Below are 20,457 nucleotides of genomic sequence, written 5' to 3' on the forward strand. Positions count from 1 at the left end.
CCCGGCACCGTTTCCCGGTGCCGGGCACTTCGCTGTTTCGGCCGCTTGTCGCCGGCGCTCGGTTCTGGCCGCCGGCCGCGCCGGTCAGCGGTCCTTGGGTGGCTGGACCTGCGTTGAGCCGGAGGGCTCGGGGCGGACCTCGGGCTCGGAGCCGGGGTCGGCGCGGGGAGGTGCAGGAGCATCAACCCGCACGCCGTACTGCGGGCGTCCGTCGGGGAGGTCGGGGAACTGCCCGCGCCGCGGTCCTTCCGGCTCCGCGTCTGGCCCCTCGGCACCCGGCGCTGCGTCGGCCGGAACGGCCGGCCGGGCGTCCTGCGGAACCTCGGGCCTGACCTCCGGCTGCCCGGCGGCACCCTGCGGAGGTCCCCAGACCGCGCCGCCGCCCGGGTGCTGGGCCTGCCCGTTCATGGGCAGGTCCTGGAGCCTGCGGCGGGCGTCGGCGGCGACCGTCGGGTCAACGATCACGTCGTAGCTTGTCGCGACGACCTGGCTGGTGGAGGTGAAGTCGCGCTTGCCCCGCTGGAACGCATAGGTGAGCACCCCGAAGAGCATCCAGAAGACGGCGCCGAGCGCCATCGAGGAGAGCAGACTCGTGTAGGGCTCACTTCCCCCGAAGAGGGTGAGGATGAGTCCGACGAAGAAGCCGAACCAGGCGCCTGTCGCGGCGCTGGCCAGCGCGACGCGGGGGTAGCTGAGCCGGCCGGTGACCCGCTCGACTGTCTTGATGTCATTGCCGATGATCGAGACCCGTTCGACGGGAAACTTATTGTCCGCCAGATAGTCGACGGCCTTTTGCGCGTCGAGGTAGGCGGTGTACCGGCCCACGGTCTCACCGCGCGGGAGCGTGCGGGATTCATCGCGGGAGGGTGTGCGTCCAAGAGGATTCGACATGGGCCCATTCTTCACCACATCCGGCCCATCGCGCTGGAGTATCGCTGGGAGTGAACTCGTGCCGCGTCCTCCTGCCCCCTGTCCCTGCGGACCACCGAATGCTGCTAGTTCCCTTCGCGCTCCCGCAGCCTCGCCCGGTGGGCGGCGACGTTCGCCTTGTTGCCACAGGTCTCGAAGGAGTCCCATTTCTGCGTGCGGCTCCGGGTGGCGTCGTAGAACGCCATGTCGCACAGGTGGTTCGGGCACACGCGCAGGCGCGACCAGCCGTTCGCCTCCACGAGGGTGTGCACCGCTGCTGCGATGCCTCCCAGAACGGCGTCGCCCGCGACGGGCCGCAGCCGGACCTCCGAGGGGGTGAACACACGCTTGAAGGTCACCGAGCTGAGCAGTTCCGACACCTCCGACCATGCGCGCTCCTGATCCGCCGGGTCTTCATCCAGAGTCCGGAACAGCGCGTCGCGAAGCCGTCCGACGGCATCCAGATCGGGTGGCCCGGCGTGCTTCCCGCCGGCGAAACGTCCCAGAATGTCTTCGGAGTCTGCCCCGGGCACGAGGGACTCTTCGTACCGCGCGTGAGGGCGCGTGTTCAGCAGGGCGACGAGCGCTTCGGCGCATTCAAGTGTCTGCGGGCTGTTGTACCCCGGTGCTTGCTTGGCGGGCATTGCTTCACCGTACTTCCCCATCGGCCGATCCGTAACAGTCCGGCGCGTGGTTGCCTCCTGCATAGTAAGAGTCCATCATTCGATGACCATTACGCACCACCCGTGCTAAAGCGGGATAGCAGAAGGCATTGCCCATGAGTGAGCTCCTGAATTTCATCCTCGCCAAGCACGGCGGCGCCGACCTGTGGCGCGGCGCCCGGACGGTCTCCGCAACCGTGAACGTCCACGGCGTGTTCTGGCCCTTCAAGGGCCAGCCGGACCTCCTCGGCGTCGAAACGGTGACGGCCGATCTTTCCCGCCAGCGGATCAGCATGGGCCCCTACGGCGAAGGCCGCACGCTCAGCTTTGACGCCGCGGCAGACCTTGTCAGGATCACCGATGCCAGCGGGACGGTGGTCGACGAGCTGTTCCATCCCCGCGCCAGCATGGCAGGCTTCGTCGCCGACACCCAGTGGTCTCCCACGCAGATGGGATACTTCATCTCCTACGCCACGTGGCTCTACCTCACCGAGCCCCTCCTGTTCACCCTTTCAGGGGTTCAGACCCGGGAGCTGGAACCATGGCAGGAGGACGGCGAGTCCTGGCGCCGCCTCGAAGTCACCTTCCCTCCGGGAATTGCCAGCCACAGCACGGTGCAGACCTACTACTTCGACTCCGCCACCGGCCTCCAGCGCCGCATGGACTATGACGTCGAGGTCAACGGGCGGGTCGAGGTCGCGCACTACACCTCGGAGCACCGGGCCTTCGGCGGGCTGCCGGTTCCGACCCGCCGGCGCGTGCTGCTCCGGGACGAAAACAACATCGCCGACCACGGTTTCGCTGCGATCCTTCTCGACGTCGACGACGTCCGGCTCTCCGGCTGAACCCGCAGTTTCAGCCCGGCATCGCCTGGACCGCGGCTGGACGAAAGGCGGGCCGCGCGTTCATCCAGATGCCGGATGAGTGAAAAGCGCCTCCAGCTGCGGTGGCCCACCCGCACCCGTGGATGTCAGAGCGCCGGAGCCGCCGTCACCGATCCCCGAAGGCTGCGCGACTCACTCACACGCCCCTCGGCGAGCGTCGGAGACGGGAGGACCGGCGAGGAAGCGGTGCTCGACGAAGCCGTCGTTGAAGGGCCGGACGCTGCGCGTGTGGCGGTGGAGCCGGCGCATGCCGCAAGTGTTGCGGCGGCCAGGAAGGTCAGGGCCGCTGCACGCAGCGAGGTGAAATTTGCCATCGGATCCTCTTCGGTCGGGCTGGGTGGTTCGGGAAGGGTCGGGTAGAGGGCAGCGGTTCAGGCAGCCAGGACAGTGACCTGATGAACCCGGCCGGCCTGGGCGAGGCTCTCCCCCGCGGCGATCGGGTCAAGCAACAGACAAACTTGCTCCTCTGTCAGCAACTGAGGAAAACTGATGGCGAGATGGGCCATCGTCATTGCGGCAACCATCCAGTAGGTTCCCTCCACCCGGCCCATGGTCCGGGCAACGAGCGCCCGCAGGGCCGCGCGGTCGATCACCGGGGTCTTCGGAGCAACCCGGACCGCGGTGCTGCTGAACAGGGTGTGCGACTGGATGAACTCGTAGCGCTCCGCAATGGCCTGAAGCTGGGCCGGGGTCCAGTCGGTTCCAAAGATACGGTCCGCGGGGATGACTGCGGTTTCCATCGTTGCTCCTCGATGCGCCGGGTGATTCCAGTAGTCCGAATGTAGGACAGTTTGATCCTTGCCTAGTACCAACTTCTGCGGCTGCGATATAATTCCCATATGGCACAAAGAAGCTACGACGACTCTTGTGGAGCGGCCCTCGCGATGGACGCGGTGGGCGAGCGGTGGTCGATGCTGGTTGTCCGCGAACTCCTGCTTGGACCCAAACGATTCAGCGACCTGCGGGCCGGGCTGCCCAACGCAAGTCCAAACGTCCTGAGCCAGCGCCTTAAGGACCTCGAGGGATCCGGCCTCCTCCATCGCGTCAAACTGGGCCCGCCGGCAAGCGTTCCGGCCTACGAACTCACCGAGCGCGGGTACCAGCTTGAGACAATCCTTCTGGAACTCTCGCGCTGGGGCTCTCATATCGCACACCGGCCGACCAAGGGCATGAGCTCCGACGCCTTTATCCTCCTGCTGAAGGCGCTTTACTATCCACCCACGGAGTCGATGCTCGAAGCAAAGCTTCGCCTTCATATCGGGCGGGACGTCTTCACGGTTTCCGTTACACCACAGTCAATCGATGTCCGCCGGACCACGGCCGGATCGGTCGACGTCGACGTGACAGGCGATGTGCTTGCCCTGTGGGACCTGATCTTCAGCGGGGAGACGGTTCCGGATGCCCTCGCCTCCGGGCGGATCACCCTGGAGGGCGACCCCGCCGTCGCGGCTGAATTCTTCACCCTCTTCTCCGTACCGCCCACGCGGCTGCGCGGAGTTGCCGAACTGGCCAGCTAAGCCTCGAATTCCCGGCCGGCCCCACCAGGGCGTGTCCAACCGCTCCACCGCGCCCATCCCGCGGCAGGGTGAAGCGGGTAGTGCGGCAGCGGTTGCGCGCCCTGCGCAACTCCGGTCAACCGCGCAACCACCTGACGCCTATGCCTGCGCCCACTGGGGGCGCGGACAACCGGCGCAGCGCAGCGTCAGAAGGGCTCCTGCGGAGCGGTCGGGGCCGAGGGCCATCCATGGAAGCCTCCCTTGCTTTCTCCGAGCAGGGAATTATCGCCGGCGGCGGCGAGTTGACAGTTTGTTGGGACTAAACAATCCTAATTTAGGACTTTGACTGTATGCCAAGCACTCCGGTGGCCGGTACGGTCCGCCTGACCAGGAAAACGCCCTCCCGCCCGCTTCCTCACACCACTTCCCCACCTCCCCGCCCCTCAAGGACACCCAAGGAGATCCCGATGGCGCTTTCGGACCACGAGCAGAAATTGTTCGACCAGCTTGAGAAACAGCTCCGGGACGACGACCCCCGGCTTGCCGCGGCACTTGCCCCGGCCCCAGCCCGGGCCTCCACCGTCTCGAACCGCCGGATCGTTCTCGGCGTGCTCGCCGACCTCGCCGGGTTCCTGACCCTGCTCATCGCGGTAATGCTGCCCGACCCGACCACCAGCATCCTGGTCGGCATCCTCGGCTTCACGACAATGGGCGCCGGAATCTACTTCGCCCTCGCAAACGCCACCCCGGGGCCGCGTTACCGGGAAGCCGCGTAGTCGCCGGCACCCCCTCCCCGTCCCCCGTCGATGCCGCCCGGGGCTCCGGCGGCGCCCGTCCGGTGGGCGCCAGGGCTCGAAACCGTCACCGAATACACCGGAAGGCGCGCCGGGAAGTAGCCTTGGCATGTGAATACCAATCCGACCCGCGTCTTTGTAGCACGCCTGCTCGGCCTCGATGTTTTCGACCCCTTGGGCGACCGTCTGGGCCGGCTGCGCGACGTCGTCGTGATCGACCGCGGGCCCCTCAAGGAACCCCAGGTAGTCGGAATCGTCATCGAGGTCCCGGGGAAGAAACGCATTTTCGTCCCGATGACCCGGGTCACTTCAATGGACACGTCGCAGATCATCTGCACGGGACTGGTGAACCTGCGCCGCTTTGAGCAGCGCGGCGCCGAACTGCTCGTTGTGGGAGAGCTTTTCGACCGGCGGGTCACCCTGCGGGACGGCTCCGGCGACGCGGTCATCGAGGACATCGCGATGGAGAAGAACAGGACCGGCGACTGGCACGTGTCGCAGCTGTTCATCCGACGCGGCGGCCCCACCTCTGCACTGCGCAGTCTTCGCAGGGGAGGTGAGCGTCTCATCATCAACTGGCTCGACGCCTACCACGGCGCCGCGGACGAGCCCCAGGGCGCCTCCCAGTTCGTCGCGCAGCACGAGGACCTCAAGGCCGCCGACTTTGCCGAAGCCCTTCACGAGATGAGCAACAAGCGCCGCCTCGAGGTGGCCGGGGAGCTCCAGGACGACCGGCTGGCGGACATCCTCCAGGAGATGCCCGACAATGACCAGGTCCAGATCCTTTCCTCGCTGAACCGTGAGCGCGCCGCCGACATCCTCGAAGAGATGGACCCCGACGACGCCGCCGACCTGCTCAACGAACTGCCCGAGGCGCAGAAGGAGGAGTTGCTCCAGCTCATGGAGCCCGACGACGCCGACGACGTGCGCCGGCTCCTGCAGTACGAGGAGGACACCGCCGGTTCGCTGATGACGACCGTTCCTGTCATCCTCCCGCCCGAGGCGACGGTGGCCGAAGCCCTGGCCCACGTGCGCCGAGAGGAGCTCACCCCGGCCCTTGCCTCATCGATCTTTGTCTGCCGCCCGCCGCTTGAGACGCCCACCGGCAGGTACCTCGGCGTGGTGCACATCCAGCAGCTCCTGCGATACCCGCCGCCGGAGCAGCTGGGCAACATCCTCGATGCCGACCTCGAACCGGTCAGTGACCAGGCCAATATCAGCGAGGTCTCCCGCATCCTTGCAACCTACAATCTCAACTCCCTGCCCATCATCAACAAGGAGGGCAGGCTGGTGGGCGCCGTCACCGTCGATGACGTGCTTGACCATCTCCTGCCCGATGACTGGCGGGCCCAGGACGACACACGCGCACTAAGGCGGGGAGGAACACGTGGCTGAGAGAATCCGATCGACCTCGACCGGTCTTGACACCCCACGGGAGAGCCGCAAACGGGTGATTCCCCGGCTGCGTCCCAACCCCGACCGGTTCGGCAGTGCAACCGAGAACTTCGCGCGCTTCATGGGCACGCCGCAGTTCCTCTTCTACATGACCGTGTTCTGCGTGCTGTGGCTGGTCTGGAACACCTGGGGACCGGCGGACGCCCGGTGGGACAGCGCGGCCCTGGGGTTCACGGCCCTGACGCTGATGCTTTCCCTCCAGGCCTCCTACGCTGCACCGCTGCTGCTGCTGGCCCAGAACCGGCAGGACGACCGTGACCGCGTGTCACTGCGTGAGGACAGGCAGCGGGCGGAGCGGAACCTGTCCGACACCGAGTACCTGACCCGGGAAATCGCGGAGCTCCGCATTGCCCTCCGGGAGGTTGCCACAAGGGACTATGTCCGGTCCGAGCTTCGCTCGGCCCTTGAGGAAATCCTTGAAGCGGCCGACGGCCAGGAGATAACCCTCACCAAGAAACCGCGCAGGAAGCCGTCGGAGAACACCATGGGCCTGCCCCGCGTGACCCCACCGGTCGCGAGCGACAGCCAGTGATTTCAGAGGCTGCGGTCCTCGGGGCCCTCGGCTCCGTTCTTGACCCCGAACTCCGCCGGCCGATCACCGAGCTGGGGATGGTTGACGGTGTGGACGCCGATCCCTCAGGTGCGGTGACGGTGAGGGTGCTGCTCACAATCTCCGGCTGCCCGCTGCAGGAAACGATCACCGCAGACGTCGAGCACGCGCTGGCCGGGGTTGAAGGCGTCAGCTCCGTCAGCGTCGACCTCGGAGTGATGAACCAGGAGCAGCGCGATGCGCTCAAGACGATGCTGCGCGGCGCCGGCGGGCAGCGGGAAATCCCCTTCAACGACCCAGGATCCCTCACCCGCGTCTACGCCGTGGCGAGCGGAAAAGGCGGAGTGGGCAAGTCCACGGTCACCGTGAACCTGGCGACGGCGATGGCCGCCGAGGGCCTGCGCGTGGGCATCATCGATGCCGACGTCTACGGTTTTTCCGTCCCCGCCCTGATGGGGATCACTCAGCAGCCAACGCGTGTTGACGAGATGATCCTTCCGCCGGTTGCCTACGGGGTGAAGGTCATTTCGATCGGCATGTTCGTCAATACCAACCAGCCGGTGGCCTGGCGGGGCCCGATGCTCCACCGGGCGCTCGAGCAATTCCTCACGGATGTCTACTTCGGCGACCTCGACGCCCTGTTCCTCGATCTGCCCCCCGGAACCGGGGACATCGCCATCTCGGTGGCGCAGCTGCTGCCCCGCTCCGAGCTTCTCGTCGTCACCACCCCGCAGAGCGCGGCCGCAGATGTGGCCGAACGAGCCGGGGCCATGGCGGCCTCAACGGGCCAGAAGGTCGTCGGGGTGGTCGAGAACATGTCCTGGCTTGACCTGCCTGGAGGGGAACGCATCGAGCTGTTCGGTTCCGGCGGAGGGCAGGCACTGTCCCAGCGGCTGAGCGCAACCCTTTCGGCGGAAGTGCCCCTGCTGGGCAGTGTCCCAGTCGAAATCGCGCTGCGCGAGGGCGGCGACGCCGGAGCCCCGATCGTGCTCGAAACGACCTCTTCGCCGGCCGCTGGCGCCCTCCGGAGCATCGCCCATTCTCTCGCGCGCCGGCCCCGTGGCCTTGCGGGAACCAGACTGTCGGTATCGCCCCGCTGACCGCCCTGCGGACGCCTGGCTACGTCGCTTCGGCGTCGTACGGTGCCGGCTGGCCTGAGGCGAGCCGCACCGGAGCCGCAGCGGTGTGAGCCGCCGTCGGCGGCATGGTGGATCGGGCGACCGCCGGGCCGTCGGGGCTGACGGGCTTGAAGGTGTCGTCGAGGTCTTCGAGGAGCGCTTCCTTGATGATGCGCCGCGGATCGTACTGGCGGGGATCGAGCTTCCGCCAATCGACTTCATCAAGTTCGGGCCCCACCTCTTCGCGGAGCTGCTCGCGGGCACCGCTGGCCATCCTGCGCAGGCCCTTTACCAGGCGGGCGAGCTGCGCCGCGTACTCCGGAAGCCGCTCCGGACCCAGGATCACAACGGCGAGCATCACCAAGACCACAAACTCGAGACCGTTGATTCCGAACACGTGAAAAGACTACCTTTCCCTCCCGCGGCCGGGCGATTCGTCGGCCGCCGGGGGAACTACCCGATGCCGGCGATCCGCGGGAGCTGCAGCACGGGAGGCTTCGCGGGCTTACGCGGGTCGCGGTGCGCCAGCTTCTCGCGGAGCATCGTCCTGCCCCGGTGGATCCGCGAACGGACTGTTCCGAGCTTCACGCCGAGGACACGCGCCACCTCGTCGTAGGCAAGCCCCTCAAGGTCGCACAGGACCACAGCGGCGCGGAAATCCGGCGGCAGCTCATCGAGGGCCGCCTGGACGTCGATGTCGAGATTGTTGAACTCGAAGCTGCGCTCGGGGCCGGGGTGCCCGGTAGGCAACCTGGCTTCGGCTTCCTCGGAGAGCCCGTCGAACCGGATCCGTGTCTTGCGCCGGGCCTGGTCGAGGAAGAGGTTAGTGGTAATCCGGTGCAGCCAGCCGTCGAGCGTGCCGGGCTTGAAATTTGCCAGTGACCGGAATACGCGGACGAACACCTCCTGGGTGAGGTCCTCCGCGTCGAACTTGTTGCCGGTCAGCCGGTATGCGAGCCGGTACACCTTTGGCGAGTGCACCGTAACTACTTCTTCCCACGTGGGTGCGACCCAGTCGGCCTCCTGCCCGTCGCCCCCGTAGGGACTGTCGACATGCGGGACGGTCTGCTCGGCGACGACTGCCGCCCTAGGGCTAGACATCTGTTTCCCCTTATCACCTTTCAACAGCCATTTCGCTGCGGTGCCGGTCAAGGCCGCGGTGATGCGGTCCTGATCACCGTGATTCGTTGCGGCGGGGTGGCTGGATGCCCCAATAAAGAAAATTCTTCAGCACAAAGCTGGGAACTGGCTGGTAATTATGCGGGAGCCACCGGGCAGCGGTGCGCGCGGGGCTCCGGCTTCGGCAGTAGTGTTGGAGGCGGGTTGGGGGACCTGCGACATTGCACATTACTAAAGAACGGACACCGATGGCCGCGGACAAGCAGAGCAGCTGGTCATACACTGAGGGACTTCCCGTCGAGGACGAAGTACTCCTCCGCGCCCGCGACCGCTCCTACGAGCTGGGAGTGACGCCGGTGTCCCCCGGAGTTGGGGCCGCGCTGACCGTCCTCGCCGCAGGCTCGAAGGCACAGACAGCCGTCGAGGTGGGTGCCGGGGCAGGAGTTTCGGGGGTGTGCCTCCTGCGCGGACTGGGCCGGAACGCGGTGCTCACGACGATCGATTCCGATGTCGACCACCTTCGCACGGCGCGCGAGGCCTACGCCGAGGCCGGGATCCCGGGCAATCGGACGCGCACGATTTCCGGACGCGCCTCGGATGTCCTCCCGCGCCTCACCGACGCCGCCTACGACCTCGTCTTCATCGACGCCGACAAAGCGGGACTGCCGCTCTACGTCGACCAGGCGGTGCGGTTGCTGAAGCCGGGCGGGATGCTGATCGTCAACGACGCGTTGGACTCCGACCGGGTTGCTGATCCCGCTATCCGCGAATCCTCTACGAATGCGCTGCGCCAGGTGGGTAAGACGATCCGCGAGAACGACCAGCTCCTCTCGGCCCTGGTCCCGACTGGGTCGGGGCTCCTGCTCGCCGTGAAACGCCAGAAGTGAGCGGCTGCTAGCCGGTCACCGTCAGCAGGCAGTCCTTCAGCTTCCCTGCCTCTTCGGCATTGAGTTCGACCACCAGGCGACCTCCGCCGTCGATGGGCACGCGCATGATCAAGCTGCGCCCCTCCTTAGTGACTTCCATCGGTCCATCGCCGGTTCGCGGTTTCATGGCAGCCATAAGGATCGTCCCTTTCAACAGTGCGTTGCCGGCCAGCGGCGCCGCGTCAGTAAGCGGTGTGTGGCAGCGCCCTGCTGGGCACGACGCGCCAGCACACGTCATCGAATACATTATTCAGCACAATCAACCGGCGAGCTAATCCGCGTGCGGCGTGGATCACAGTTTCATGGTGGATAGTCGGCATTTCCCACCACCGGGCTCCACGCCCAGAGCACCCGTACCCACACGATCTGGAGGACAAGGCACACCGCCAGGACGGCCCACCGGTACGCCGGGGACCGCGAGGCGAGGGCCGCCGCGAGCGCGAGGGGAAAGAGCGGAAGCAGGATCCGGAAGGTGCTCGACTGGGGATTCCAGAACGCGGCGAGGTACACAAGATAGGCCGCGCACCAGCTCACGGGGCCGGCGCCCAGGCTGCGGACCGGCCGTGACCGGAACAGGAGGAAGCACCCTGCCGCGAGGACCAGCAGCGCCAGCGGCCCTCCCACCGGCCCGAGGTAGGCCACCGCCGCGTTCGGCCAGGGTGCGAACGGTGCAAGTTCCTCACCGCGCCACGCCGTCTCCGTTTCGACGTAGGCGTTCGCCTCCCCCGTGACGGCCCACGCCGCGGCAGGCCAGGCCAGCGCCGCGGCTCCGGTGACCAGGCCCAGCACGGCGAGCCGGAGCGGCCCGCTGCCGGTTTTTCGGTCGGCTGGGGCATCCGGGGGCCGCCGGCGCAGCGCCAGCAGTTCGATCACGAACAGGATCAGCAGCAGCAACGCGAAGGGGACCCCCGCGGGCCTGGAGAGGCACATGGCGACGACCACGGGAACGGCGGTGAGGTACCGGCGCGTGAAGACCAGCAGCAGCGACAACGCCAGCAGCAGCAGGTTCAGTGACTCCGCGTAGGGGATCTGCAGGATCGGGGAAACCGGAAGGAACGCGACAAAGGCCACGCCCCACAGTGCGTCGCGGGGTTCCGCGGCGAGCCGGAACAACCGGTAGATGACCAGGGCCGCGGCGAACCCGCACGCCGTTGCGGCGATTGGTGCGAGCACCGGCCATCCTGCGCCCGTAAGGGAGTGGAGCAGCCGGACCAGGGCCGGGAACAGGGGGTAGAACGCCCACTGGTTGGGTGAGACGGCGCCGTCGATGTCCCGGGGAAGCTCCGGTGGATACCCTTCCTCGAAGATCCTCTCGTACCAGCCGCTGTCCCAGAACGCGACGAACGACAGGTATCCGGGCGACGCCGCCGCCCAGGGGCTCGGCGCCTGGACGGCCGCGGCGGCAAGGAGCACCCCCGCGGAAAGGATGCGCGCCGCACCGTAGACCAGCAGGACCTGCACCGGCCAGGGCCAGGCGCGCGGATGCACTCCGGTCAAGGCGCCGACGGCGCGGAGCTGTTACCCGCGGGCCGGGTGTGCCGGACCCAGCAGTCGTCGAGGTGGTCGTTGACGTAACCGGTTGCCTGCATCATCGCGTAGACGGTGGTTGGGCCAACGAAACGGAAGCCCAGCCGCTTCAGTTCCTTGGCCAGCGCCGTCGACTCGGGCGTGACAGCCGGCACTTCCTCAAGGGACGCCGGGGCCGGTCCGGCCGGCGGGCGGAAGGCTTCGAAGATCCCGCCCAGGGTGGTGCCTTCCGGGAAGGCGGCGACGACCTTGGCGTTCGCGATCGTGGCAAGGATCTTCGCCCGGTTGCGCACGATACCCGCATCAGCCATCAGCCGCGCGACGTCGTCGTCGGTGAAACGGGAAACACACAGCGGGTCGAACGCTGCGAACGCCTCCCGGAACGCTTCACGCTTGCGCAGGATGGTCAGCCAGCTCAGGCCGGACTGGAAGCCCTCGAGGCTCAGACGTTCGAACAGCGCGGCGTCACCGGTGACGGCCCTGCCCCACTCGTCGTCGTGGTAGCGCTCGTACTCGGTGGTGGACACCGCCCACCCGCACCTCAGCCGCCCGTCCGATCCGGGAACTGCGCCCGTCACCGTTCCGCTCCGCCGCTGGGGCACCGCCGCAGCAGGTCCTCGATCCGGGCGTCCCGCGCTGCGAGCGCTTCGGCGAGGCGGTCAAGGACCTCGTCGACCTGATCCATGCGGTACCCCCGCAGGCCCAGTCCGAAACGCACCCGTCCGACGTCGGCAGCGGCGGGGTTGTCCGGCAGGAGCACCGGGGGCAGGGAGGCGACCGGTTCGGCGAGCCCGGGAACCGCCGCGGGGACCCGCCGGCCGCCCCGGAGTGGGAACCGCAGGCCGGCGGCCAGGACGGCGGTGCCGCCCAGCAGCGCGATCGCGAGGAGAACGAGGAAGATACTCACAGAGCCATCGTGCCAGAGACCGCCGGTCAGGGCTCCTTATGGGTTTTGGTATCGGCGATGACGAGCCGCACTGCTTCCTCGGCGTCGTCGACCAGGTGGACAAGCCCGAGGTCCTTTTCCGAGATCATTCCTTCGGCGAGGAGGGTTCCCTTTACCCAGTCCCACAGCGGGCCCCAGTAATCGACGCCGATCAGCACGATCGGGAAGGAGGTGACCTTCCGGGTCTGGACGAGGGTCATTGCCTCGAAGAGTTCATCGAGGGTGCCGAAGCCGCCGGGCAGGACGACGAAGCCCCTGGCGTACTTGACGAACATTGTCTTGCGGGCGAAGAAGTAACGGAAATTGATGCCGAGGTCGACCCACTCGTTCATTCCCTGTTCGAAGGGCAGTTCGATGCCAAGCCCGACCGACATTCCTCCCGCCTCGCAGGCGCCCTTGTTCGCCGCCTCCATGGCCCCGGGGCCGCCTCCGGTGATGACGGCGTACCCGGCACCGACCAGGCGCCGCCCGATGTCCTCACCGAGCGCGTAGAACGGCGAGTCGCGGGGTGTGCGGGCCGACCCGAAGACGCTGATTGCCGGGCCGAGCTGGGACAGGGTGCCGAAGCCCTCGACGAACTCGCTCTGGATCCGCAGCACCCGCCACGGGTCGGTCTTCGTGAAGAGGGGCCCCTCCTCCGAGTCGAGCAGGAAGCTGTCGGATTGGGGCACCGCCGTCTGCGCCCGCCGGAGTTCAACCTGCCCGCGGCGGCGCGTGGCAGGAGGCGTCTGTCCGGGGTTTTCCGGCTGGCTGGCGTCGTCGTTAGGGGCTCGGTTCAGGTGAGGCATCCTCCTAGGCTAGCCGCCCCGGAGCCCGCCCGGGATTTGGTTGCTCTTGAATCACAATTTTCCTTTTTGGGCGCGTAAGTGTTGCCAGGGGGCATTCGTTCGCTAGATTCTTCCCATGACAAGTGAACCGCAGCCGTCTACGACCGCGTCTTCAGCGGCCCCCCTCGTATCCCTGAAAAAGGTGAACAAACACTTCGGCGAGCTGCACGTTCTCAAAGATATTGATCTCGAAATTGCCCGTGGCGAAGTGGTTGTTGTGATCGGCCCTTCGGGCTCCGGAAAATCGACCCTGTGCCGGGCGATCAACCGCCTCGAAACCATCGACGATGGCGAAATCCGCATTGACGGGAAAGTGCTGCCCGCCGAGGGCAAGGCACTGGCCAAACTGCGCGCCGACGTGGGAATGGTGTTCCAGTCCTTTAACCTTTTCGCCCACAAATCGATTCTTGAAAACGTCACCCTCGGGCCCGTGAAGGTCAAGGGAATGAAAACCAGGGAAGCCAAGGACCTCGCGATGTCCCTCCTGGAACGCGTCGGCGTTGCCAACCAGGCCCAGAAGCTGCCGGCGCAGCTCTCCGGCGGGCAGCAGCAGCGCGTGGCGATCGCGCGGGCGCTGGCCATGAAGCCTAAGGTTATGCTTTTCGACGAGCCCACGTCGGCCCTCGACCCCGAAATGATCAACGAAGTCCTCGATGCGATGGTCTCGCTCGCCAAGGAGGGCATGACAATGATCGTTGTCACCCACGAGATGGGCTTCGCCAGGAGGGCCGCCGACCGCGTCATCTTCATGGCGGACGGCCAGATTGTCGAGCAGGCCACCCCCGAGGAGTTCTTCACCAATCCGCGGAGCGACCGCGCGAAGGACTTCCTCGGGAAGATCCTCGCCCACTGACCCACCCCAAGTTTCATTACTGCACCGTCAAGGCCTGTTGGCCGCAACGCAAGGAGAAATCATGCGAAAGACCCGTTATGCAGCTGCCGCCATGGCAGCAGCCGCAGCCCTCACGCTCTCGGCCTGTGGAGGCGGGGGCGGAAATGAGAGCGGCGGAACCGGCGGCGAGGGCGACGCTGAATCCGTCAAGATCGGCATCAAGTTCGACCAGCCGGGCCTTGGATTCGATGAAGGCGGCTCCTACTCGGGCTTCGACGTGGACGTTGCGAAGTACGTGGCCAAGGAGCTTGGCTACACGGAAGAGCAGATCGAATTCGTCCAGGCTCCCTCGGCCAACCGCGAGAACCTCCTGTCGAACAACGAAGTCGACATGATTTTCGCGACCTACTCGATCACCGACGAGCGCAAGCAGACGGTCGACTTCGCCGGGCCGTACTTCGTCGCCGGCCAGGATCTCCTCGTCCCCAAGGACAGCGACATCAAGGGCCCGGAGGACCTCGCGGGGAAGAACCTGTGCTCGGTCACCGGCTCCACCTCGGCGCAGAAGATTAAGGACAAGTACCCGGACGTCAACCTCGTTGAGCAGCCCGGCTACGCGGAGTGCGTCAGCGTGATGGGCGGCGGCCAGATCGATGCCGTCACAACCGACGACATCATCCTCGCCGGCCTTGCCGCCCAGGAGGCCAATGCCGGCCAGTTCAAGGTCGTCGGCGCCCCCTTCTCGGAGGAGCGGTACGGCGTCGGCCTGCCCAAGGGCAGCGAACTCTGCGAAGACGTCAACACAGCCATCACCAAGATGATCGACGATGGTGCGTGGGAAGAGGCGCTGAAGGCCAACACCGAAGGCGCCGACTACTCGTACAACAAGGAACTGAACCCGCCGGAGCCCGAGGCCTGCGCGTAATCACCTCCCGGTATTGGTGGGGCTGCCCGTCGGGCAGCCCCACCATCGCATGTTCAACACCAACAAAGAGGTGAACCTTGGATAATTTCCTGTCGCTCTTTCAGACGTACGACGTCCCGGCCGCGTTCTGGGTCAATATCCAGCTGACGTTCTGGGCCGCGCTGTGGTCCCTGCTGCTCGGCACGCTGCTCGCGCTGATGCGCATCTCACCCATCCCGAGCCTGCAGTGGCTGGGCGCCGCCTATGTGAACATCTTCCGCAACACGCCGCTGACCATCATCATCGCGTTCGGCGTGCTGGGCCTGTACGGCCAGTTGCAGGTGGTGCTCACCCAGGACTTTGACCTCAACTTCTTCCGCCTCGCCGTGCTCGGCCTGTCGCTCTACCACGCGGCGTTCGTCTGCGAAGCGATCCGCAGCGGCGTCAACACGGTTCCCCTCGGCCAGGCCGAGGCAGCGCGTGCGATCGGGCTGAGTTTCCTTCCCGCCGCCCGCCTGATCATCCTGCCGCAGGCCTTCCGCGGAGCGATCGCCCCGCTGGGCAACGTGCTGATCGCGCTGATCAAGAACTCGACCGTTGCGGCGGCCGGGTCCGTTGCCGCTGAGGCGTCAAGCCTGATGAAGACCATGATCGAGTTCCGCGCCGACCTCGTGATCCCGATCTTCTTCACGTTCGCCCTGGGCTTCGTGATCATCGTGATCCCTGTCGGCCTCCTCACCACCTGGGCGTCCAGGAGATTGGCGGTGGCTCGATGAGCGCCCAAAGCGTCCTGTTCGACGCGCCGGGGCCCAAGGCACGGCGCACCATCCTCGTGGGAAACCTGATCGGCGCCCTCCTGGTCGCCGGCCTCGTGGCCTACATCATCTTCCTGCTGGCCGGAAAGGGGCAGCTGGAGCCCGCCAAATGGACGCCCTTCCTCGAGGGCCGCACCTGGCAGTACTTCATCCTTCCGGGCCTGCTCAGCACCCTGAAGGCGGCCGCCGTCGCGGTGGTCACCTCCATCGTGTTCGGTCTGGTCTTCGGGCTTGGACGGCTCGCCCCGCTGGCTCCGGTGCGCTGGGTTGCAGGGATAGTCGTCGAGTTCCTCCGGGCGGTTCCGGTGCTGCTCATGATGATCTTCCTTTGGCTGGCGCTGGGGCGTTCGAACCTTGTCGACGATGCCCCCTTCGTGGCCGTCGTCGTGGCACTGACGCTCTACAACGGCTCGGTGATCGCCGAGCTCATCCGCTCCGGCGTCCACGGCCTGCCCAAAGGCCAGCGCGAGGCCGGCCTTGCCATCGGCATGACCCCAATGCGCTCGCTGCGCAGCATCGAGGTGCCGCAGGCGCTGATCGCGATGCTGCCGGCCCTGGTCAGCCAGTTCGTCGTGATCCTCAAGGATTCGGCCCTGGGCTACATCATCGGCTTCCCGGAGCTGCTGCAGAACGCACGCCGGCTCGGGGTGGGCGAGGGCAACCTGCTCCAGTCCCTGCTCATTGCCGCCCTGATCTTCATCGTCATCAACTTCGCCCTCTCGGCGCTGGCAACCCGGCTTTCGGGCCTGCTGAGCTTCCGCACCAAGGCGAAGGTGGCCAATGACAAACAGGACGGAGTCGTGAAGGCCGAGCCCGAAGGGGTGACGGCGGCCTAGCACCCGCCCCCGTCCGGGGTCCACGGCACAAACAGTGAAGGCAGGGCACGCGCCGCGGCGCGTGCCCTGCCTTCGTTCTGCTGCTGTTGCCGTGCCGCGGGAATCCCCGCCGGCACCGCGGAGATCCGGGCTAGGCCGACAACCAGGTCCGCAGCGCCGTGAGGCACTGCCTCACCTCGTCGGCGTGGACGTGCTCGTTGTCGGAGTGGGCAAGAAGCGCATCCCCCGGCCCGAAGTTCACGGCGGGAATCCCGAGTTCGCTGAAGCGGGCCACGTCCGTCCAGCCGTACTTCGGCTGCGGAACCGCCCCGACCGCGGCCACGAAGTCCGCCGCCGCAGGGTGCTGCAGGCCGGGGCGCGCTCCCGCCGCGGCGTCAGTGCGTTCCACCTCGAAGCCCTCGAGCAGCCGGCGGACGTACTGTTCGGCCTCGTCGGGGCTTTTGTCCGGCGCGAACCGGTAGTTCACTTCCACAACGGTGCGGTCCGGGATCACGTTGCCGGCGGTTCCTCCGTGGATCATCACCGCGTTGAGGCTCTCCCGGTAGTCAAGGCCGTCGACCGCAACGGTGGCCGGGACGTGGTCACGGAGCCGGGCCAGGACTTCGGCGGCGGCGTGGATGGCGTTCTCCCCCATCCAGGCGCGCGCCGAATGCGCTGCCCTTCCGGTGAGCGTGACCTCGAAGCGGGCGGTGCCGTTGCAGCCCCCCTCGACCGTGCCCGCCGTCGGCTCGAGCAGGACGGCGAAGTCGCCCTCCAGCCACGCCGGGTGGTTCCGTACCAGCCGCCCCAGCCCGCTCAGTGACGCCTCGACCTCCTCGTTGTCATAGAACACGTAGGTTACATCGCGCTGCGGGTCGGCGAGGGTCGCGGCAAGGGCGAGCTGCACCGCCACTCCCCCCTTCATGTCCGTTGTTCCCCGGCCGTAGAGCACGTCGCCGTCCCAGACCCCGGGCACCGTGCCGCGTGCGCCGGCGGCCCCGGGCAGGGGCACCGTGTCGAGGTGGCCCGCGAGGATGACGCGCTGGCCGCGGCCCAGCGAGGTGCGGGCGATGATCGCGTCGCCGTCCCGGAGCACCTCGAGGTGGGGCAGCGCACGCAGCGCGCTTTCGATGGCGTCGGCCAGTGCGTTTTCATTGCCCGACACGCTGGGAATGTTCACCAGGTCGGCCGTGAGCAGGGCGACGTCGGTTGTCGGATCGAGGAGTTTCAGGCTGGGCTGGGTCATTTTCCAACCCTATCCCTCGGTAGACTGGGGGCCATGACGCAGAGCGCAGTTGATCTTTCCGGAACTGATGCAGGATCGCGGACGGCCTACGGGCTGGGTCTTGCGACAATCGCCGAGGATGGCGCCGTCCTCGATGTCTGGTACCCCGCGCCCGGCTTGGGTGGCGCGCCGGCCGCCTCGGAGGAACTCCGTGCCCGGCTCGAAGGCCTCGCCGCGGAGGGCGCCGACCCCCTGCGGCGCACCTCGGCCGGAGTGGTTTCGACGTCGATCCGCCTCGACGAGCCGCCGAGCGGCACAGCCGACGCCTACCTCCGGCTGCATCTGCTGTCGCACCGGCTCGTCGCACCGAACAGCATCAACCTCGACGGCATCTTCGGCATGCTCGCCAACGTCGTGTGGACCAACCATGGGCCGTGCGCGGCCGCGGGCTTCGATGAAGTACGCCTCGCGCTGCGGGCCCGCGGTCCGGTGACCGTTTTCGCCATTGACAAGTTCCCGCGCATGGTCGACTACGTGCTCCCCTCCGGCGTCCGCATCGCCGACGCCGACCGGGTGCGGCTAGGCGCCCACCTCGCTGAAGGCACGACGGTGATGCACGAGGGCTTCGTCAACTTCAACGCCGGCACCCTCGGCCAGTCGATGGTCGAAGGCCGGATCTCCGCGGGCGTGGTCGTCGGCAACGGGTCCGACGTCGGCGGCGGCGCCTCGATCATGGGCACCCTGTCCGGGGGCGGAACCCAGAAGATCACGATCGGAGAGCGCTGCCTGCTCGGAGCGCAGTCCGGTGTGGGCATCTCCCTCGGCGATGACTGCGTCGTCGAAGCCGGGCTCTACATCACCGCCGGCACAAAGGTCACCCTGCCCGACGGCAGCGTGACCAAGGCCGCCGAGCTGTCCGGGCAGTCCGGAATCCTCTACCTGCGCAACTCGACAACAGGGGTGGTCGAGGCCCGGCCCAGGACGGGAACCGGGATCACACTGAACGCCGCGCTCCATGCGAACTGAGCACGCCTTCCTGTGACGAGCGGATACGCACGGCCACCGGCCCCGCGCCGCGCCCTGAGGATCGCGGTTCCGGCGGCACTGGTTGCCCTCGCGGCGGCTGGGGCATGCCTTGCAGTTGCCCAGTTCAACGACTCGGAGATCCTGGTCCGGGAGCGCTGCACCGCCGAGGTCGGCGGCGTCCAGCACGAGCTCACTCCGCCGCAGACGCAGAACGCCGCCCTGATCGCGGGAGTGGCAGTGGCGCGCGGGCTTCCCGCGCGGGCCGCGTCGATTGCGATTGCCACGGCGATCCAGGAATCAGGGCTTCGGAACCTTGACTACGGCGACGACGCCGGCCCCGATTCACGGGGGTTGTTCCAGCAGCGGCCCTCGCAGGGCTGGGGCACCGAGGAGCAGATTCTCGACCCCGGGTACGCCGCCGGAGCCTTCTACGACGCACTCGTGCGGATACCGGGCTACGAATCGCTGCCCATCACCGAGGCGGCGCAAAGCGTCCAGCGAAGCGCCTACCCCGAAGCCTATGCCGACCATGAACCCGAGGGCCGCGCCTTCGCGTCGGCGCTCACCGGACAGTCCCCTGCGGCCCTGACCTGCGTGCTGCGCGAGCCCTCGACAGCGGGCAGCGCCGTCGAGGTCGCCGCAGCCGCCGAGGCCGCGTTCGGCTCCCTCGGCGGGTCGGCCGAAGGCGAGGTGTTCACGGTCGACGCCGCGGAGGCGGCCGGGTGGGCGGCCGCGCACTGGGCGGTCGGCAACGCCGAGCGGCTGTCCATCACCGCCGTGTCGTTCGGCGGGCAGCGGTGGCAGCGCTCTGAAGGAACCTGGCAGACCTTTGCGACCACCGCGGACCGGCTGACCATCACGGTCGCCGGAGAACCCGCATAACCACCCGATCAGGCGAGCATCCTCACAACCGGTTCGACATAACTGCGCAGCGCGGCCTCATCGTCGGCAAGGTCCTGGCACATCAGGAGCCGCTCGGGCTCCACCCACCACGCCCGGCGGGCCCCGAGGGGCAGCTCGACAACATCGAGCGTGAACCGCCGCGCCCGCCGTCCCAGTTCGAGTTCGCGCTCCTCAAGGAGCCGGGTCAGGGTTCCTTCGAGTTTTCCGCCGCGCACCCCGGAATGGATCGCATACTCGGCGCACCGCTCCTCCGCCCATTCGATCGCGGTACCGAAGTGGGCTCGGGCCACCCGCTGCAGGGCCGGAGAGCCGTTGAGCTCGGTGAAGTCGGGAGGCGACGGGAGGACCGCATCGGACAGCTTCCCGGAAACCAGCAGGTGCCACCATGCCTCCCATTCGACGCGCAGGGTTTCATGGCCGCCCACGTCGTCGATCAGCTGCGTGGGATCGACGCTCCGCACCTCCGGGCGCACCGGTGGCATCGCAGGTTCGCCGATGCCGTGAAGGCCGACACGGTCGCGCAGATAGAGGGCAACGAGAAGTACCTCCGAGGTGTCGACGCTGAAGCGTCCGCCGGGAAGGGACGGCTGATGCGTCATGGGCCTCCTTAGGCACGAAGGTACTGCTCCCAAGGATAGACCTAGGGTCCCGGCCGCTCCAGAGCCCAGTCCGGGAGGCCCTCCGCCTCGGTGCCGGGACGGCCGCCGCGGCAAACTAGAATGGC

Annotated in this window: 26 protein-coding genes; 14 read left to right on the forward strand and 12 right to left on the reverse strand. The window is 67.3% G+C overall.

The features are described 5' to 3' along the window. Nucleotides 1-84: 84 nt before the first annotated feature. Together AC4D2R_RS14510 and AC4D2R_RS14515 are read right to left on the reverse strand one after the other, a co-directional pair. Entirely contained in the window at nt 85-891 is an 807-nt protein-coding gene (locus tag AC4D2R_RS14510; RefSeq protein WP_490940819.1) for a YflT domain-containing protein, read from the reverse strand. A gap of 104 nt (nt 892-995) precedes the next feature. Further along, nucleotides 996-1,553 carry a CGNR zinc finger domain-containing protein gene (locus AC4D2R_RS14515; protein WP_490940821.1) on the reverse strand — a complete coding sequence of 186 codons (558 nt, stop codon included), beginning with the start codon at nt 1,551-1,553 and terminating at the stop codon, nt 996-998. Nucleotides 1,554-1,687: 134 nt separating this feature from the next. Between AC4D2R_RS14515 and AC4D2R_RS14520 the strand changes: the two genes are divergently transcribed. Next, nucleotides 1,688-2,416, forward strand: coding sequence for a hypothetical protein (locus AC4D2R_RS14520; protein WP_490940823.1), 729 nt, complete (start codon nt 1,688-1,690; stop codon nt 2,414-2,416). Between the two features lie 75 nt (nt 2,417-2,491). Continuing rightward, on the forward strand, nt 2,492-2,815 hold the full coding sequence (locus tag AC4D2R_RS14525; protein ID WP_490940825.1) for a hypothetical protein: 324 nt from the start codon (nt 2,492-2,494) through the stop codon (nt 2,813-2,815). Nucleotides 2,816-2,826: 11 nt separating this feature from the next. On the opposite strand, the gene AC4D2R_RS14530 is transcribed toward AC4D2R_RS14525, so the two are convergent. Next, nucleotides 2,827-3,195, reverse strand: a complete 369-nt coding sequence (locus tag AC4D2R_RS14530; protein WP_490940827.1) for a hypothetical protein — start codon at nt 3,193-3,195, stop codon at nt 2,827-2,829. Nucleotides 3,196-3,294: 99 nt separating this feature from the next. Between AC4D2R_RS14530 and AC4D2R_RS14535 the strand changes: the two genes are divergently transcribed. The 5 genes from AC4D2R_RS14535 to AC4D2R_RS14555 all read left to right on the forward strand — a co-directional run bounded on the left by AC4D2R_RS14535 (nt 3,295) and on the right by AC4D2R_RS14555 (nt 7,850). Then, nucleotides 3,295-3,972 (forward strand): winged helix-turn-helix transcriptional regulator, encoded by a 678-nt coding sequence (locus AC4D2R_RS14535; protein WP_490940829.1) that lies wholly within the window; start codon nt 3,295-3,297, stop codon nt 3,970-3,972. Between the two features lie 446 nt (nt 3,973-4,418). Next, nucleotides 4,419-4,727: a DUF3040 domain-containing protein gene (locus tag AC4D2R_RS14540; protein ID WP_490940831.1), complete on the forward strand. Its 309-nt coding sequence runs from the start codon at nt 4,419-4,421 to the stop codon at nt 4,725-4,727. Between the two features lie 129 nt (nt 4,728-4,856). Further along, nucleotides 4,857-6,140: a magnesium transporter MgtE N-terminal domain-containing protein gene (locus AC4D2R_RS14545; RefSeq protein WP_490899611.1), complete on the forward strand. Its 1,284-nt coding sequence runs from the start codon at nt 4,857-4,859 to the stop codon at nt 6,138-6,140. Further along, a complete protein-coding gene (locus AC4D2R_RS14550) occupies nt 6,133-6,732 on the forward strand; it encodes a DUF1003 domain-containing protein (RefSeq protein ID WP_490940833.1) in 600 nt (199 codons plus the stop codon). The genes AC4D2R_RS14545 and AC4D2R_RS14550 overlap by 8 nt, the downstream gene beginning before the upstream one ends. Next, nucleotides 6,729-7,850 (forward strand): Mrp/NBP35 family ATP-binding protein, encoded by a 1,122-nt coding sequence (locus AC4D2R_RS14555; protein WP_490940835.1) that lies wholly within the window; start codon nt 6,729-6,731, stop codon nt 7,848-7,850. Before AC4D2R_RS14550 ends, AC4D2R_RS14555 begins: the two co-directional genes overlap by 4 nt. A 19-nt stretch (nt 7,851-7,869) precedes the next feature. On the opposite strand, the gene AC4D2R_RS14560 is transcribed toward AC4D2R_RS14555, so the two are convergent. Then, entirely contained in the window at nt 7,870-8,265 is a 396-nt protein-coding gene (locus AC4D2R_RS14560) for a sec-independent translocase (protein ID WP_490940837.1), read from the reverse strand. Between the two features lie 56 nt (nt 8,266-8,321). Beyond that, on the reverse strand, nt 8,322-8,969 hold the full coding sequence (gene sigE / locus AC4D2R_RS14565) for an RNA polymerase sigma factor SigE (protein WP_490940839.1): 648 nt from the start codon (nt 8,967-8,969) through the stop codon (nt 8,322-8,324). A gap of 266 nt (nt 8,970-9,235) precedes the next feature. On the opposite strand from sigE, the gene AC4D2R_RS14570 reads away from it, so the two are divergent. Next, nucleotides 9,236-9,874, forward strand: coding sequence for an O-methyltransferase (locus tag AC4D2R_RS14570; RefSeq protein ID WP_490940841.1), 639 nt, complete (start codon nt 9,236-9,238; stop codon nt 9,872-9,874). Between the two features lie 7 nt (nt 9,875-9,881). Here the strand turns inward: AC4D2R_RS14570 and AC4D2R_RS14575 are convergent, their stop codons facing one another. The 5 genes from AC4D2R_RS14575 to AC4D2R_RS14595 form a co-directional block, all read right to left on the reverse strand. After that, on the reverse strand, nt 9,882-10,049 hold the full coding sequence (locus AC4D2R_RS14575) for a DUF3117 domain-containing protein (RefSeq protein ID WP_081737717.1): 168 nt from the start codon (nt 10,047-10,049) through the stop codon (nt 9,882-9,884). A 164-nt stretch (nt 10,050-10,213) separates the two neighbouring features. Beyond that, nucleotides 10,214-11,401 carry a hypothetical protein gene (locus AC4D2R_RS14580; protein ID WP_490940940.1) on the reverse strand — a complete coding sequence of 396 codons (1,188 nt, stop codon included), beginning with the start codon at nt 11,399-11,401 and terminating at the stop codon, nt 10,214-10,216. 5 nt (nt 11,402-11,406) lie between these two features. Continuing rightward, a complete protein-coding gene (locus AC4D2R_RS14585) occupies nt 11,407-12,018 on the reverse strand; it encodes a DNA-3-methyladenine glycosylase I (RefSeq protein WP_490940843.1) in 612 nt (203 codons plus the stop codon). Further along, nucleotides 12,015-12,347, reverse strand: a complete 333-nt coding sequence (locus AC4D2R_RS14590) for a DivIVA domain-containing protein (RefSeq protein ID WP_490899602.1) — start codon at nt 12,345-12,347, stop codon at nt 12,015-12,017. The genes AC4D2R_RS14585 and AC4D2R_RS14590 overlap by 4 nt, the downstream gene beginning before the upstream one ends. Nucleotides 12,348-12,373: 26 nt before the next feature. After that, the gene (locus AC4D2R_RS14595; protein ID WP_490940845.1) at nt 12,374-13,174 is read right to left on the reverse strand and encodes an LOG family protein; all 801 of its coding nucleotides are present in this window, start codon (nt 13,172-13,174) and stop codon (nt 12,374-12,376) included. Between the two features lie 115 nt (nt 13,175-13,289). Between AC4D2R_RS14595 and AC4D2R_RS14600 the strand changes: the two genes are divergently transcribed. The 4 genes from AC4D2R_RS14600 (at nt 13,290) to AC4D2R_RS14615 (ending at nt 16,600) form a co-directional block, all read left to right on the forward strand. After that, nucleotides 13,290-14,066, forward strand: coding sequence for an amino acid ABC transporter ATP-binding protein (locus AC4D2R_RS14600; RefSeq protein WP_490899600.1), 777 nt, complete (start codon nt 13,290-13,292; stop codon nt 14,064-14,066). Between the two features lie 61 nt (nt 14,067-14,127). Next, nucleotides 14,128-14,970: a glutamate ABC transporter substrate-binding protein gene (locus tag AC4D2R_RS14605; protein WP_490940847.1), complete on the forward strand. Its 843-nt coding sequence runs from the start codon at nt 14,128-14,130 to the stop codon at nt 14,968-14,970. A gap of 77 nt (nt 14,971-15,047) precedes the next feature. After that, a complete protein-coding gene (locus AC4D2R_RS14610; protein ID WP_490899598.1) occupies nt 15,048-15,725 on the forward strand; it encodes an ABC transporter permease subunit in 678 nt (225 codons plus the stop codon). Continuing rightward, entirely contained in the window at nt 15,722-16,600 is an 879-nt protein-coding gene (locus tag AC4D2R_RS14615; RefSeq protein WP_490940849.1) for an amino acid ABC transporter permease, read from the forward strand. The genes AC4D2R_RS14610 and AC4D2R_RS14615 overlap by 4 nt, the downstream gene beginning before the upstream one ends. A gap of 130 nt (nt 16,601-16,730) precedes the next feature. Here AC4D2R_RS14615 and dapE read toward each other — a convergent pair whose 3' ends face one another. Beyond that, the gene (gene dapE, locus AC4D2R_RS14620) at nt 16,731-17,825 is read right to left on the reverse strand and encodes a succinyl-diaminopimelate desuccinylase (RefSeq protein ID WP_490940851.1); all 1,095 of its coding nucleotides are present in this window, start codon (nt 17,823-17,825) and stop codon (nt 16,731-16,733) included. Between the two features lie 33 nt (nt 17,826-17,858). Here dapE and dapD point away from each other — a divergent pair, with 33 nt between their 5' ends. Both dapD and AC4D2R_RS14630 read left to right on the forward strand, forming a co-directional pair. Next, the gene (gene dapD, locus AC4D2R_RS14625; RefSeq protein WP_490940853.1) at nt 17,859-18,830 is read left to right on the forward strand and encodes a 2,3,4,5-tetrahydropyridine-2,6-dicarboxylate N-succinyltransferase; all 972 of its coding nucleotides are present in this window, start codon (nt 17,859-17,861) and stop codon (nt 18,828-18,830) included. A 12-nt stretch (nt 18,831-18,842) separates the two neighbouring features. Further along, a complete protein-coding gene (locus AC4D2R_RS14630; RefSeq protein ID WP_490940855.1) occupies nt 18,843-19,712 on the forward strand; it encodes a hypothetical protein in 870 nt (289 codons plus the stop codon). A gap of 8 nt (nt 19,713-19,720) precedes the next feature. Here the strand turns inward: AC4D2R_RS14630 and AC4D2R_RS14635 are convergent, their stop codons facing one another. Beyond that, nucleotides 19,721-20,332 (reverse strand): hypothetical protein, encoded by a 612-nt coding sequence (locus AC4D2R_RS14635; protein ID WP_490940857.1) that lies wholly within the window; start codon nt 20,330-20,332, stop codon nt 19,721-19,723. Between the last annotated feature and the right edge of the window lie 125 nt (nt 20,333-20,457).

It is taken from the genome of Arthrobacter sp. TJ-217 (assembly GCF_058269255.1).

Excerpts from the sequence above, each read along its gene's own strand:
- AC4D2R_RS14530 (WP_490940827.1), bottom strand. The coding sequence starts at position 3,195 with ATGGAAACCGCAGTCATCCCCGCGGACCGTATCTTTGGAACCGACTGG.
- AC4D2R_RS14595 (WP_490940845.1), bottom strand. The coding sequence starts at position 13,174 with ATGCCTCACCTGAACCGAGCCCCTAACGACGACGCCAGCCAGCCGGAA.
- AC4D2R_RS14520 (WP_490940823.1), top strand. The coding sequence starts at position 1,688 with ATGAGTGAGCTCCTGAATTTCATCCTCGCCAAGCACGGCGGCGCCGAC.
- sigE (WP_490940839.1), bottom strand. The coding sequence starts at position 8,969 with ATGTCTAGCCCTAGGGCGGCAGTCGTCGCCGAGCAGACCGTCCCGCAT.
- AC4D2R_RS14510 (WP_490940819.1), bottom strand. The coding sequence starts at position 891 with ATGTCGAATCCTCTTGGACGCACACCCTCCCGCGATGAATCCCGCACG.
- AC4D2R_RS14535 (WP_490940829.1), top strand. The coding sequence starts at position 3,295 with ATGGCACAAAGAAGCTACGACGACTCTTGTGGAGCGGCCCTCGCGATG.
- dapD (WP_490940853.1), top strand. The coding sequence starts at position 17,859 with ATGACGCAGAGCGCAGTTGATCTTTCCGGAACTGATGCAGGATCGCGG.
- AC4D2R_RS14575 (WP_081737717.1), bottom strand. The coding sequence starts at position 10,049 with ATGGCTGCCATGAAACCGCGAACCGGCGATGGACCGATGGAAGTCACT.
- AC4D2R_RS14525 (WP_490940825.1), top strand. The coding sequence starts at position 2,492 with ATGAGTGAAAAGCGCCTCCAGCTGCGGTGGCCCACCCGCACCCGTGGA.
- AC4D2R_RS14515 (WP_490940821.1), bottom strand. The coding sequence starts at position 1,553 with ATGCCCGCCAAGCAAGCACCGGGGTACAACAGCCCGCAGACACTTGAA.
- AC4D2R_RS14570 (WP_490940841.1), top strand. The coding sequence starts at position 9,236 with ATGGCCGCGGACAAGCAGAGCAGCTGGTCATACACTGAGGGACTTCCC.
- AC4D2R_RS14605 (WP_490940847.1), top strand. The coding sequence starts at position 14,128 with ATGCGAAAGACCCGTTATGCAGCTGCCGCCATGGCAGCAGCCGCAGCC.
- AC4D2R_RS14635 (WP_490940857.1), bottom strand. The coding sequence starts at position 20,332 with ATGACGCATCAGCCGTCCCTTCCCGGCGGACGCTTCAGCGTCGACACC.
- dapE (WP_490940851.1), bottom strand. The coding sequence starts at position 17,825 with ATGACCCAGCCCAGCCTGAAACTCCTCGATCCGACAACCGACGTCGCC.
- AC4D2R_RS14600 (WP_490899600.1), top strand. The coding sequence starts at position 13,290 with ATGACAAGTGAACCGCAGCCGTCTACGACCGCGTCTTCAGCGGCCCCC.
- AC4D2R_RS14540 (WP_490940831.1), top strand. The coding sequence starts at position 4,419 with ATGGCGCTTTCGGACCACGAGCAGAAATTGTTCGACCAGCTTGAGAAA.
- AC4D2R_RS14615 (WP_490940849.1), top strand. The coding sequence starts at position 15,722 with ATGAGCGCCCAAAGCGTCCTGTTCGACGCGCCGGGGCCCAAGGCACGG.